The organism is Microbacterium sp. Y355 (assembly GCF_059445345.1).
Window position 1 is genome coordinate 865,696 of the sequence record NZ_JCAIUD010000001.1, and the last position, 13,370, is coordinate 879,065.

Here is a 13,370-nt window from a genome sequence, read left to right on the forward strand (position 1 = left end):
ACGGCCGCCGCTCTGGCGCACAGCGCGTCAGAGGCCGAGGATAGAACCCAGGAGGTCGAGACATGGGTCGCGCGAAGAAAGACATCAGCCAGGTGAGCCCGACAGGCAAGGCGGCGCTCGCAGCGCTCGGAACCGTGCAGGTCGCCTTCGCGGCGCTGGCATTCTGGGATCTGGCACATCGGGCGGACGAGGAACTGCGGGGCCCGAAGCCCGCCTGGATCCCCGTCATCCTGGTGAACTGGATCGGTCCCGCCATCTACTTCGTGTTCGGTGTCAGACGCGATACCCGGTAACGCCCACACAGGAAATCGCGGTTTCGAGCGACCTCCAAGAGCTCGAGATCCAGCGTGCGCGGGAGCAGCGGGGAACCGGCTCCGAGCGTGACGGGAGCGAACTGCACCCAAACTTCATCGAGCAGGCCGGCGTCGGCGAACTGCCCTGCTAGATCACCGCCCCCGATGATCCAGAGATCCTGCTCCCCCGCTGCCTCGGACATCGCCGCATGAACCTCGGCGATGGGCGCCTGAGTGAGCGTGACATCCGCACCATCAGGTATGGGAAGCGTACGATGCGTGAACACCCACGCAGGCTGGGTGTAACCCCATCTACCACCTTCGTGTTCGAGCACCCACTCGTAGGTGGATGCTCCCATCGCCAGCGCGCCGATCGTCTTTTCGAACTGCTGATAGGCCATCGCCCCGTCAGGATCGACATCTTGCTTCAGCAGCCAGTCGAGCGAATGCTCAGTCGTCGCGATGAAACCGTCGAGGCTGGACGCCGTGAAATAGTGAGTCGCCATACAAGCATGCTCGCACCCACCACTGACATCGGTCAGAACGCGGCCGCGGGATCCGTTCCAGGGCTGACCCATTGCAGGTCCGGATAGCGTTTGAACCACGAAACCTGACGGCGTGCGTAGCGTCGCGTCAGCGTCTGAGTCTCGGCGATCGCGTCTGCCTCTGACTTCTCCCCCGCCAGCTGCGCGAGCGCCTGGGCGTAACCGATGGCTCGCGGCGCGGTCGTACCCCGCTCCAGCCCTGCTTCGCGCAGCAGGGTGACCTCGCCCAGCATGCCCTGCTGCCACATCCGTTCCACTCGGCGATCAAGGCGTTCAACGAGTTCAGGGCGTTCGACATGTAGGCCAAGGATGCGTGTAGCCGCGTGCCAGAGCTGAGGCTTGTCCGGAAGAGCCGCACCGTGTGTCTCTGCGCCCTGTTCAATGACTTCCAACGCACGCATCACGCGACGGCCGTTCTTCGGGTCGATGCGCGCCGCCGTCACGGCATCGGCCAGCTGCAGCCGGGCGAAAAGTGCGGGAGCACCATACTCTTCGAGTTCGAGTTCGAGTCGCTCGCGTACCGCAGGATCGCGCGGAGGGAACTGGAAATCGAAGATCACGCTCGATACATACAGCCCGGAACCACCAACCAATATCGCGTCGCCACCACGCGCATGAATGTCGGAGATCGCGGCGCGCGCTAGGGGCTGGTACCAGGCGACTGCCGCGTCCTCCTCCACCTCGCGCACGTCGAACATGTGATGTGGGATGCCGCGGCGCTCGTCGATCGGAAGCTTGGCGGTGCCTATGTCCATACCGCGGTAAAGCTGCATGGCATCAGCGTTGACTACCTCGGCGGGATTTCCGGCGCTACGAAGAGTCTCGGCGAGGTCGAGAGCCAGATCGCTCTTACCCGTGCCCGTCGCGCCGACGACAGCCCAAAGGCGCGGCCTCGCGCCCAGGGGTGTGTCAGACACCGACGCGCAGAGTGGGAAGGCCCAGCGACACGGCGCGCGGAGCGCCCGGCTCACCAGCAGGTGTCGGAATACCGCAGGATTCCGTTTGTGACCGATCCCAGGCGTCACCACCTCGTGTGCGTCGAATGCGCAACGGCGCACCTGTCGGGTCATCGGCGAGCAGGTGGAAAGGCGCCCCGTGCGTGATCTTCACTGTGACCACGTCTCCTGGCCTCGGAATCTCCGATCCAGCCGTGACCTCGAAATGAACCAGCCGGTTGTCTTCGGCGCGGCCGGTCAGACGGTGCGTTGAGGCGTCTTTCTTGCCTTCGCCGCTGGCGACGAGAACTTCGACCTCACGACCGATCTGACTCTGGTTCTCTTCCAGCGCGATCCGCTCCTGCAGGGCGAGCAAGCGGTTGTAGCGTTCCTGTACCACTGCCTTCGGGATCTGATTCTCCATGGTCGCGGCGGGAGTGCCCTCGCGAATGGAGTACTGGAAGGTGAAGGCGCTTGCGAAGCGCGCCTGCTCGACCACTCTCATCGTGTCTTCGAAGTCTTCTTCGGTCTCGCCCGGGAAACCAACGATGATGTCAGTAGTGATCGCCGCGTACGGAATACGCTCGCGCACCTTGTCGAGGATGCCGAGGAACTTCGAGCTGCGATACGAACGCCGCATCGACTTCAGAATACGGTCGCTGCCTGACTGCAACGGCATGTGCAGCTGCGGCATCACATTCGGCGTCTCTGCCATCGCGTCAATGACATCGTCAGTGAAGGCAGCCGGATGTGGGCTCGTGAAACGAATACGCTCCAGGCCGTCGATCTCCCCAGCTGCGCGCAGCAGCTTCCCGAAAGCCTGACGGTCACCGAACTCGACACCGTATGAGTTGACGTTCTGGCCAAGAAGCGTGACTTCGATTGCACCATCATCTACGAGGAGTCGGATCTCGTTCAGGATGTCGCCAGGCCGGCGGTCCTTCTCCTTGCCGCGAAGGCTGGGGACGATACAGAACGTGCACGTGTTGTTGCAGCCGACCGAGATCGACACCCAGCCGCTGTGTGCGGAATCACGCTTGGTGGGCAGCGTCGAGGGAAACACCTCGAGAGATTCCAGGATCTCTAATTCGGCATCACCGTTGTGACGCGCGCGCTCGAGCAGGCCGGGCAGCGAGCCCATGTTGTGCGTGCCGAACACGACATCAACCCAGGGCGCCTTGTCGAGTACGACGTCTTTGTCCATCTGTGCCAGACACCCGCCGACGGCGATCTGCATACCGTCCTTGCGCCGTTTCACCGACGCGAGGTGACCGAGCGTGCCGTAGAGCTTGCCTGCCGCGTTGTCGCGAACTGCGCAGGTGTTGATGATGACGACATCGGCCTCCGCCCCGTCGTCAGCGCGGAGATAGCCCGCGCTCTCGAGCGAACCGGAAAGACGCTCAGAGTCGTGCACATTCATCTGGCACCCGAAGGTGCGCACTTCGTACGTTCGCTGATGTCCGTCAGCGTCGACGGCTGCCGACGAGGCCGTGATGATCGTCGGTTCACTGCGCGGAATAGTCATGATGAACCCATTCTACGAGCGGAATCTGAGACTATCTCCGAACCGTTGAAGAGCGTCACTACGAATCGACGAACCGTACGCCTCTGGTCGGAGTGCCAGATGACGCTTCGCTCAGCGCTGTACGCGCAGCGGTCGTGGCGACAGAACCGCCGTAGCCGCGACGGGCCAATTGTCCGACAAGCCGGCGCAGGGCTGTCTCAAAGTCGAGTCGAGACATCGAACGCGCCTTCGTGCGCGCAAACTCCAGCGCGCGCTCCGCATCGTCATCAGGCACTTCGTCCAGCGCCGCATCAATCACGTCGCGAGGGATGCCTCGTTGCGAAAGAGAGCGTGAGAGCGCCACGCGCCCCTGCCCCTTGCGCTCGATGCCGGAGATCACCAGCTGTTCGGCCAGCCCCACATCGTCGAGGTAGCCCCGCCGACAGAAGTCATCGATTACGTCATCGATTTGGGCGGCACTCAGTGCATTTCCACGAAGCACCTGTCGGGCCTCTGAGATGGAAAGCGAGCGCGCCCTCAGCTTGCGGACCAGAGCCGCTTCTGCCGTCTTGCGCGTGTCGTCATCGTCATCGTCTTCATCAATGGAGGTAGGGCCATCGACCGGCGCGTGCATCTCGCCACCGGTGGAATGCGCCCGCTCGGGCAGAGGCGACGACGGATCCTGAGCCGAAGCCGGAGCCGGAGCGGGCGCCGAAGCCGAAGCCATCTTCCCGCCGAAAAGAGGGATGACGGGGGCGAGGCGATCCTCGCCCCCGTTCGAGTTGATCACAATCAGGCCGGACGACGCTGTGCGAGCTCGTCAGCAGATGCCGGAGCGACCTCGGCGGACGCGCCGCCAATGCCGAGCTTCTGCTTGATCTTCGTCTCGATGGTCAGCGCGATGTCAGGGTTCTTGAGCAGGAAGTTGCGCGCGTTCTCCTTGCCCTGCCCCAGCTGGTCGCCATCGTAGGTGTACCACGAGCCGGACTTCTTTACGATCGTGTGCTCGACGCCGAAGTCGATCAGGCTGCCTTCACGCGAAATGCCGATGCCATAGAGGATGTCGAACTCCGCCTGCTTGAACGGCGGCGCCATCTTGTTCTTGACGACCTTGACACGCGTACGGTTTCCGACTGCATCGGTGCCGTCCTTCAACGTCTCGATACGGCGAATGTCCAAACGGATCGAGGCGTAGAACTTCAGCGCCTTTCCACCAGCGGTCGTCTCAGGAGAGCCGAAGAAGACGCCGATCTTCTCACGCAGCTGGTTGATGAAGATCATCGTGGTGTTCGTCTGGCTGAGACCACCCGTGAGCTTACGGAGCGCCTGCGACATGAGGCGCGCCTGCAGACCCACGTGCGAGTCACCCATCTCGCCCTCGATCTCAGCGCGAGGCACCAAGGCCGCGACGGAGTCAATGACGATGAGGTCGATGGCACCGGAACGCACCAGCATGTCTGCAATCTCAAGTGCCTGCTCGGCAGTGTCAGGCTGCGACACCAGAAGCGCATCGATGTCGACCCCGAGCTTCTTCGCGTACTCGGGATCAAGCGCATGCTCAGCATCGATGAAGGCCGCGATACCGCCATTGCGCTGCGCATTGGCGATCGCGTGTAGCGTCAACGTCGTCTTACCCGACGACTCAGGGCCATAGATCTCAACGATGCGGCCACGCGGAAGCCCGCCAACACCGAGAGCGACATCGAGGGCGATGGAGCCGGTCGAAATGACGGCGACAGGTGCGCGCTCGTCGCTGCCCAATCGCATGATTGAGCCCTTTCCGAACTGCCTGTCGATCTGAGCGAGAGCTGATTCCAGGGACTTCTCGCGGTCTGCGGGTGATGGCATGACGTGCTCCTCGTGTTCGCATGGTGCCGCCTGTAGGCTGTCGCGGCCGCCCCGACTGGGGCGAGCTCTCCGACAAGGCGTATGGCTTTTCGGCCTGTCTTCACCGTAGGAGGAGCCTCAGACATTGCGTCGGAGATTCCAGGAACGGTGGAAAACAACACCTCGAAACCACTTGTGCAGAACACTACGCGTATTTCGAACACATCTTCGACGACACGCCGAGTGTGTTGATCGACGGATGGGCGTGGAAAGACCGAGCCTTCAGCGCTTGCGCGACTCCAGCCGGCCGACGCCGTAGCGTCGTTCTGCCGGCACGTCGGTATCAATGCACAGCGCCAACCAGATCTCGCGCGGCGGCACACCCGCGTCCAGCGCGTCCAGCGCTGAGCGATTGCCCAGCGCCTCCAGAACGAGATCCTTCATCAAAGTGGATCCGCGCGCACCGAACTCAAGTTCGACCGCGCGAAGAAGTTCACTGCGTCGCATAGAGGTTGATCAGTGCAGCGAGAGCTCAGGCTCGATCGATGCCACGAGGTCATCCGGAACAACATCCGGGAAGACCTGAATGCCTTCGAGCACAGACATGCGGTCGCCGACCTCACGCATGATCAAGGAGATGGGTACGTCGAGCGCATCGGCAACCGAGGCGAGAATCTCGCTGGATGCTTCTTTCTGCCCACGTTCGACCTCGCTGAGGTATCCGAGCGCAACCGAAGCTTTGCTCGCGACCTGCCGGAGCGTACGCCCTTTCTGCAGGCGGAAGTCCCTCAGTACATCGCCGATTTCCTGTCGTACAAGAATCATCGGAACCTCCTCTCCAGTCCCCTCAACGGAGCTCCTTCTAAACGGATCGCCAGTCTAACCTGACTCCCTGATGAAAACGCTATCGTTTCACGCTGTGCTTTGGTTGTGAGCACATCTTTCATTGGCACATTAGACGCAACAGTCGCATGCACTCGGCTATTCCCGTACCTGGTGAAGCACGGCAGCGATCGCCGCATCCACAGCTTGCGCGCGGATCGCCGCGCGATCACCATCGAAAAGATATGCGTGGGCGTGCACGCCATCTGGCGTCGCGACGCCGATGTGCACGGTTCCCACTCGCTGTCCATCAGGCGAGTCAGGGCCGGCTACGCCTGTTGTCGAAATCCCGACATCCGCAGGTCGGCCCGCAACTTGGACAGCCGACCGCACACCCACGGCCATTTGTTCTGCGACCTGCGGGTGCACGGGGCCATGCTCGTCAAGCAGAGCGGAATCCACGCCGAGTAACGTCGCTTTGACCGGGGTGGCATACGCGACCACCGCCCCGAGAAATGTCGCCGACGCGCCAGGTACCGAGACGATCTCGGCGGCAAGAGCACCACCAGTGAGAGATTCGGCAACACCGAGCGTCCAGTTGCGCTCCCGAAGAACGGCGACTAACTCGGCGGTATCACTCATAGACGTCACTCATGCGGCGCCCGCGCACCACGCATCTGCGAGATGACGTAGTCGATGCCACTGGCGATCGTCAGGGCGAGCGTGGCGTACATCAGCACCACGCCGATACCTGTCCACCAGTCCATGCCGATCAGCTGATGAAGTGGCAGCAGCCACCACCCGAGGGCGACGCCTTGCAGTGCAGTCTTGAGCTTGCCCATCCACGCGGCCGCGACGATGTGGTTGCTCGAGACGATGAAGCGGTGCACAGTGATGCCCCACTCGCGGATGAGGATGACAATGACAACCCACCACGGCCATTCACCGAGGATGGCCAGCCCGACGAAGCCGGCACCGGTCAGCAGCTTGTCTGCGATCGGGTCCCAGAGCTTCCCGAAGTCGCTGACGATGTCGTACTTGCGGGCGAGATATCCGTCAACCCAGTCGGTGGAGATCGCGAGGATGAACAATCCGCCCGCGATCCAGCGAATGACCAGGTCGTCGAGACCGTAACTGCCGCCCATCAGGAGCAGTACGAAGAAGACGACTGCCAGCGGGATGCGGGCGATCGTGATCGCGTTCGGCAATTGCCGCGGAATCATCATCAGTCGCGTCCCGTCAATCCCCAGGCGTCTTCATCGCCGTCATCTTCGTTTACGACCGGTAGTCCTTCGAACTGCGCCTCAATCGGATCGTACGCCGGAGCGACCGGAGCGGCCGGAGCGACCGGAGCGGCCGGCATCGCCGGCGCAGCCTGCGCCGCAGGCGGGGCATTGGAGGCGGCGGGTCCATCCTCGCCGCGCAACTGCGCCATGACAGCAGACAGCTGTTCGGGCGCCACCAGCACATCACGCGCCTTTGATCCTTCAGACGGGCCGACGATCTCGCGAGACTCCAACAGATCCATCAGACGCCCGGCCTTCGCGAAACCGACGCGCAGCTTGCGCTGCAGCATCGATGTCGAACCGAACTGCGACGAGACGATGAGCTCAGCCGCGGCAAGGAGAACCTCGAGGTCATCGCCGATGTCCTCATCAACTTCCTTCTTCTTGGTCGGTTCGAGCGCTTCCTGCACGTCCGGACGATACTCCGGCCGCGCCTGCGCCGTGACGTGCTTGACGACCGCGTCAATTTCGCTTTCCTCGACCCAGGCACCCTGGAGGCGGAAAGGCTTGGAGGAGCCCATCGGTGAGAACAGGGCGTCACCCTGGCCGATCAGCTTGTCAGCGCCAGGCGAGTCAAGAATCACTCGGCTGTCGGTGACGCTGGTCACGGCGAACGCGAGTCGCGACGGCACGTTGGCCTTGATGAGCCCGGTGACGACATCGACGCTCGGTCGCTGCGTGGCAAGCACCAGGTGGATACCGGAGGCACGAGCAAGCTGCGTAATGCGAACGATCGAGTCCTCTACGTCACGCGGGGCGACCATCATGAGGTCGGCGAGCTCATCGACGACGACAAGTAGATAGGGGTACGGCTTGAGCACCCGCTCACTGCCCACCGGAAGCACAATCTCACCGGCGCGAACAGCCTTGTTGAAGTCGTCGATGTGGCGGAAGCCGAACGACGCAAGGTCGTCGTACCGCATGTCCATCTCTTTCACGACCCATTGCAGGGCTTCCGCAGCCTTCTTCGGGTTCGTGATGATGGGTGTGATCAGGTGCGGGACACCTGCGTAGCTGGTGAGCTCCACCCGCTTCGGGTCGATGAGCACCATGCGCACGTCCGTGGGACGGGCACGCATCAGAATGCTCGTGATCATTGAGTTGACGAAGCTGGACTTACCAGATCCAGTAGAACCAGCAACGAGAAGGTGGGGCATCTTGGCGAGGTTGGCGACGACGAAGTTGCCCCCGACATCCTTGCCGACGCCGACCGTCATCGGGTGTGCACTCTTAATGGCTGCCTGTGAGCGGATGACATCGCCCAAGGCAACCGTCTCGCGGTCGGTGTTCGGAATCTCGATACCGATGGCGCTCTTGCCAGGGATCGGCGAAAGGATGCGCACGTCATTCGATGCGACGGCGTACGAGATGTTGGCGCTCAGCTGCGTGATCTTTTCGACCTTGACGCCGTGACCGACTTCCACCTCGTACTGCGTCACCGTCGGGCCTCGGGAGAAGCCAGTCACCTTCGCGTCGATCTTGAACTGCGACAGCACGCTGGTGATCTGCTCGACGATCTTGTCGTTCGCCTCGGAGCGGGCCACTGACGGCGGCCCGGCGCTGAGGATACCCGGCGACGGCAGAATGTACGGGGCGATGGGAGCCTGCAGCCCGTGGTCGCCTGGGCCCTCCGTGCCGAAGCCAGAGAGTCCAGGGAGGTCGGGCTGCTCACCGGTGTCACCGAAATCGTCGAGCAGGGCAGTGCTCCCCTGCTCGCCGAGACCGGCCGTGACGCCCCGAACATCAGTCAGAATCTCAGTCGCGGCATCCGATGCGTCCGCGACGATGACTGATTGATCGTAGGCAGTCTTGTCCACCGGCTTGGTCGCTGCCGGAAGGTTTTCAATCGGCATGTTGTCTGTCGGCAGCAGAAATTCGGTGAGGTCCTGCGAGCTCAGACCCTCGTCGGGGTCTTCCTCACGGCCAGTCTTGTTTCGTCGCCACCAGGGCAGCGAGTCATCCGTCTCATTGCTGGAAGCTTCTTCAACGACCTTCTCGGGCTGGGGCTCGGTGCGCTCGGCTCCGAACATCCAGGCGTACAGGTCGCCCAGACGAGCACCGATGCGGTTCGGTGGAGTCTTCGTGATGATCAGAATGCTGAGCGCAGCTAGCAGCGCCAGGACGATGTAGGCAACGATCTCGGTGAGGTAGGACAGCGGTTCACCCAGCATCCAGCCGAACAGACCACCCGCCGCGCTGAGCGCAGGCATGCCATCTTTCGGCTCAGGACGCCCGCCTGCGACATGGCAGATGCCGGCGATGGCGAGCACGAACAACCCGAACCCAATTCCGATCCGACCGTTGTCGTGCACGGACGACGGATGCCGGAACAACCAGCCCGCAAGCACAAGCAGCAGCACGGGCATCAGGAATGCCGTGCGCCCAATCAATAGGCCGACCGAGTAGGCACTGATGTTCTGCGCGATCTCGTTGCCGATGAAGAACCATTCATTGACCGCCCCAGCGATCGCGAACAGAACGAGGAGGAACGGGAAGCCGTCGCGGCGATCGTCCTTCTCCAGCGATTCGGGCCCGAACGCGCGAAATAGTCCGCCGACGCCGTGCGCCATGCCGACCCATGCCCGTACGGCCAATGCCGGCCTCTCGGCCTCGTCGACGTACTTCTTCGGGGCCGCCGGTGCCTTGGCACGCGTCGGAGTTTTCTCGGACGCGCGCGCCGGAGCTTTCTCGGACGCGCGCGTCGGTGTCTTCTCGGACGCGCGCGAGGTCTTCGGGGTACTCCTGGGCATACGAGAAGACTACGTTCGGGCACCGACACTGCCGCGTAATGACGCGGCTTTCTGCCGAATCGGCTACGCCTCGATGACCAGCGGAACGATCATCGGACGACGCCGCAGCTTCTGATTCACCCAGCGGCCGATCGTACGACGAACGATCTGTGAGAGCGCGTGCGTGTCGCGGACGCCGTTGCCGGATGCCTCTTTGAGTGCTGCGGCGATCTTGGGCAGCACATCGTCGAACACCGAGTCGTCCTCGGCCACGCCGCGCGCCTGGATCTCCGGACCCCTGATGATGCGGCCGGTAGAGGCGTCCACCACGACGATCACGGAAATGAAGCCCTCTTCGCCGAGGATCCGGCGATCCTTTAGGTCAGCGTCAGTAATCTCGCCCACGGTCGAACCGTCGACGTAGACGAAGCCGATGTCGAGCTGGCCAGCGACCTGAGCTACGCCGTCCTTGAGGTCGATGATCGTGCCATTGGAGGCGATGATCGTGTTCTCGGCCGGGACACCGGTCTCCTGCGCAAGCCTCGCGTTGGCGATGAGGTGCCGATACTCGCCGTGCACCGGGAGAACGTTCTTGGGCTTGAGGATGTTGTAGCAATACAGCAGCTCGCCCGCGGTGGCGTGACCGGAGACGTGCACCTTGGCGTTCGCCTTGTGCACGACATTCGCACCCAGCTTGGTGAGCCCGTCGATGACGCGGTAGATGGCGGTCTCGTTGCCCGGGATGAGGCTCGACGCGAGGATGACGGTGTCGCCCTCACCAACCTCGATCGCGTGGTCGAGGTTCGCCATCCGGCTGAGGACAGCCATCGGCTCGCCCTGTGACCCCGTCGACATGTAGACGATCTTGTCGTCCGGCAGATCGCGCGCTTTCTTGTAGTCGATGAGGACGTTCTCGGGCACCTTGAGATATCCGAGGTCTTCGGCGATCGTCATGTTGCGCACCATGCTGCGGCCGAGCAGCGCGACCCGGCGTCCGTTGGCATGCGCGGCATCCAGCACCTGCTGAACGCGGTGCACGTGGCTGGAGAAGCTGGCGACGATCACGCGGCGTGGCGCCTTGGCGATGACCTGATCGAGGACTGGTCCGATGGAGCGTTCCGTCGGAGTGAACCCAGGAACATCGGCGTTGGTCGAGTCCACCAGGAAGAGGTCGATGCCCTCCTCCCCCAGACGCGAGAAGGCGCGGAGGTCGGTGAGACGGCCGTCGAGCGGCAGCTGGTCCATCTTGAAGTCGCCGGTGGCCAGCACGAGACCCGCGGGAGTGCGGATGGCGACGGCGAGAGCATCCGGAATCGAGTGGTTGACCGCAACGAACTCAAGATCGAACGGGCCGACCTTTTCGTTCTGGCCCTCCGTCACCGTAAGAGTGAAAGCCTTGATTCGGTGTTCCTTCAGCTTCGCCTCGATGAAGGCGAGGGTGAGTCCGGAGCCGATCAGTGGAATATCGTTCTTCAGCCGAAGCAGGTACGGCACTGCGCCAATGTGGTCTTCGTGTCCATGTGTGAGGACGACGCCGACGATGTCGTCCAAACGATCACGAATCGGGTCGAAGTCGGGCAGGATCAGATCGACTCCTGGCTGGTGCTCCTCAGGGAAGAGCACACCGCAGTCGACGATGAGAAGCTTGCCGCCGTACTCGAACACGGTCATGTTGCGACCGATCTCACCGAGACCGCCAAGCGGGATGACGCGAAGGGTCCCGTCTGCGAGGGGTGCTGGATCAGCTAGCGGGATTGACATATTGTCTCCTCAGTCGGACAGTTCTGGTGTCCGTTTATTCTTTTGACGCGTTCAGCGCACGCGTTGGGCGCACTCGTTTTGGACGCTTCTCAGCGCGTTGTGCCGTGCACCTTGGGCAGGGCACCGCCGGCGGCCGCATTGCGGTCTGGACGGAAGTTTGAGAAATCGGCGCCGGGCACGTCGGTGACGAGCGAGAGCTCGTCTTCGATGAGCGCGGCTTCCCATTCCTCCGGTCCCACCAGCGGCAGGCGCACACGTGGACTGGAGATACGGCCGAGGCCATGCAGGATGTACTTCGCCGACACAGTGCCGGGTACGTGAGTCATCGTGGCTCGCACCAGCGGCTCAAGGCGCTTGTGCTCGGCGGTCGCCGTGGCGAGATCGCCGCGGTTCACCGCATCCACAATCGTGCGGTACGGGGTTGCGGTGATGTTCGCCGTGACGCCGATCAGACCGGTCGCCCCGATCGCCAGCTGCGACAGCGCATTCGCGTCGTCGCCGGAGAAGTACATCAGGTCGGTCTGGTTCAGCACGCGACTGACCTCGCTGAAGTCACCCTTGGCGTCTTTCACCGCAAGGATGTTGGGGTGCTTGGCCAGGCGCAGGATCGTTTCGTAGTTGATCGGCACGCCGGTGCGGCCGGGGATGTCGTAGAGGATCACGGGCAGGTCGGTAGCGTCCGCAACCAGGCGGAAGTGGGTGAGAATTCCGGCCTGAGTGGGCTTGTTGTAATACGGCGTGACGATCATGATGCCGTCGGCGCCGGCCTTCTCACTGGCCTTGTACAACTCGATCGCATGCGCGGTCTCGTTGGAGCCGCCGCCGGTGATGATCTTGGCGCGGCCCGCAGATACGGACTTGCCTACCTCGACGAGTTTGAGCTTCTCGGCATCCGTCAGGGTCGAGGTCTCGCCTGTCGTTCCCGTCACAACGATTCCGTCTGCACCAGCGGTGATGACGTCATCCATGTGCTTCTCGACGGCGGGCCAATCGACTTCACCGTCGGCCGTCATTGGAGTGACGAGCGCGACGAGAACCTGTCCGAAAGGATTGCTCGAGTGCGTCATAGTCCCAGCGTATAGGTTCGAGGCCCAGACGCATCGCGCCGGATAGGCTCACGGACATGACGTGGCAGACCAATGACTCTCGACTCGTGTACGAGAACCCTTGGATCTCGGTGCGTGAGGATGCGGTGACGGGACCCGCCGGTGACGGCATCTACGGCGTGGTGACGATGGCGAATCCGGCCGTGTTCATCGTTGCCATCGACAAGCAGGAGCGTGTGTGTCTCATCACACTCGATCGCTACACGGTTGGACGCTCCATTGAGGTGCCGGCCGGAGGCACCGACGGTGAAGAGCCGTTGGTTGCCGCCCAGCGCGAACTACTCGAGGAGACCGGCCTTCGTGCCGATGAGTGGACCGCTATCGGCACCATGCACGCACTCAACGGCGTGACTGTGGCACCCGAGCACATCTTCCTTGCGCTCGACCTGCACCCTGCTGACGGTGAGGCGCGCGAAGAGGAGGGCATAGAGGAGGTCGCGTGGATCCCGTTCGAGGAGGTCCTGCGAATGGTCACGGACGGGCGAATCACAGATGGTGAGACCATCGCCGCTCTCGCCTATGCGGGCATCCATCTCGGCCGTTTCCGCTGACACGCGACCCG

At 62.7% G+C, this 13,370-nt stretch carries 14 protein-coding genes; 2 read left to right on the forward strand and 12 right to left on the reverse strand.

Annotated features, from left to right (window positions below; all coding sequences use genetic code 11):
* The first annotated feature begins 62 nt into the window (after window positions 1–62).
* On the forward strand, window positions 63–293 hold the full coding sequence (locus AC1C2O_RS04340) for a PLDc N-terminal domain-containing protein (protein WP_495429217.1): 231 nt from the start codon (window positions 63–65) through the stop codon (window positions 291–293).
* Here AC1C2O_RS04340 and AC1C2O_RS04345 read toward each other — a convergent pair.
* From AC1C2O_RS04345 to dapA, 12 genes are all read right to left on the reverse strand, one after another.
* Window positions 257–799, reverse strand: a complete 543-nt coding sequence (locus tag AC1C2O_RS04345; protein WP_495429218.1) for a dihydrofolate reductase family protein — start codon at window positions 797–799, stop codon at window positions 257–259. The two genes, AC1C2O_RS04340 and AC1C2O_RS04345, sit on opposite strands and share 37 nt — an antisense overlap.
* A gap of 32 nt (window positions 800–831) precedes the next feature.
* Window positions 832–1,755 (reverse strand): tRNA (adenosine(37)-N6)-dimethylallyltransferase MiaA, encoded by a 924-nt coding sequence (gene miaA, locus AC1C2O_RS04350; protein WP_495429219.1) that lies wholly within the window; start codon window positions 1,753–1,755, stop codon window positions 832–834.
* Complete coding sequence (gene miaB, locus AC1C2O_RS04355) at window positions 1,748–3,298, reverse strand: tRNA (N6-isopentenyl adenosine(37)-C2)-methylthiotransferase MiaB (RefSeq protein ID WP_495429220.1); 1,551 nt, start codon at window positions 3,296–3,298, stop codon at window positions 1,748–1,750. The genes miaA and miaB overlap by 8 nt, the downstream gene beginning before the upstream one ends.
* Before the next feature lie 58 nt (window positions 3,299–3,356).
* Window positions 3,357–4,004 carry a regulatory protein RecX gene (locus AC1C2O_RS04360; RefSeq protein WP_495429221.1) on the reverse strand — a complete coding sequence of 216 codons (648 nt, stop codon included), beginning with the start codon at window positions 4,002–4,004 and terminating at the stop codon, window positions 3,357–3,359.
* Between the two features lie 65 nt (window positions 4,005–4,069).
* Window positions 4,070–5,125: a recombinase RecA gene (gene recA / locus AC1C2O_RS04365; RefSeq protein ID WP_495429222.1), complete on the reverse strand. Its 1,056-nt coding sequence runs from the start codon at window positions 5,123–5,125 to the stop codon at window positions 4,070–4,072.
* A 261-nt stretch (window positions 5,126–5,386) separates the two neighbouring features.
* Window positions 5,387–5,611 carry a DUF3046 domain-containing protein gene (locus tag AC1C2O_RS04370; protein ID WP_495429223.1) on the reverse strand — a complete coding sequence of 75 codons (225 nt, stop codon included), beginning with the start codon at window positions 5,609–5,611 and terminating at the stop codon, window positions 5,387–5,389.
* 9 nt (window positions 5,612–5,620) lie between these two features.
* Window positions 5,621–5,929, reverse strand: a complete 309-nt coding sequence (locus tag AC1C2O_RS04375; protein ID WP_495429224.1) for a helix-turn-helix domain-containing protein — start codon at window positions 5,927–5,929, stop codon at window positions 5,621–5,623.
* Between the two features lie 156 nt (window positions 5,930–6,085).
* Window positions 6,086–6,568: a CinA family protein gene (locus AC1C2O_RS04380; protein ID WP_495429225.1), complete on the reverse strand. Its 483-nt coding sequence runs from the start codon at window positions 6,566–6,568 to the stop codon at window positions 6,086–6,088.
* A 5-nt stretch (window positions 6,569–6,573) separates the two neighbouring features.
* Window positions 6,574–7,152 (reverse strand): CDP-diacylglycerol--glycerol-3-phosphate 3-phosphatidyltransferase, encoded by a 579-nt coding sequence (pgsA, locus tag AC1C2O_RS04385; protein ID WP_495429226.1) that lies wholly within the window; start codon window positions 7,150–7,152, stop codon window positions 6,574–6,576.
* Window positions 7,152–9,962: an FtsK/SpoIIIE family DNA translocase gene (locus AC1C2O_RS04390; RefSeq protein ID WP_495429227.1), complete on the reverse strand. Its 2,811-nt coding sequence runs from the start codon at window positions 9,960–9,962 to the stop codon at window positions 7,152–7,154. The genes pgsA and AC1C2O_RS04390 overlap by 1 nt, the downstream gene beginning before the upstream one ends.
* 63 nt (window positions 9,963–10,025) lie before the next feature.
* Window positions 10,026–11,702: a ribonuclease J gene (locus AC1C2O_RS04395; RefSeq protein ID WP_495429228.1), complete on the reverse strand. Its 1,677-nt coding sequence runs from the start codon at window positions 11,700–11,702 to the stop codon at window positions 10,026–10,028.
* Window positions 11,703–11,791: 89 nt separating this feature from the next.
* A complete protein-coding gene (gene dapA / locus AC1C2O_RS04400) occupies window positions 11,792–12,769 on the reverse strand; it encodes a 4-hydroxy-tetrahydrodipicolinate synthase (RefSeq protein WP_495429229.1) in 978 nt (325 codons plus the stop codon).
* 56 nt (window positions 12,770–12,825) lie between these two features.
* Between dapA and AC1C2O_RS04405 the strand changes: the two genes are divergently transcribed.
* Window positions 12,826–13,359 (forward strand): NUDIX domain-containing protein, encoded by a 534-nt coding sequence (locus tag AC1C2O_RS04405; protein WP_495429230.1) that lies wholly within the window; start codon window positions 12,826–12,828, stop codon window positions 13,357–13,359.
* The last annotated feature ends 11 nt before the right edge of the window (window positions 13,360–13,370 follow it).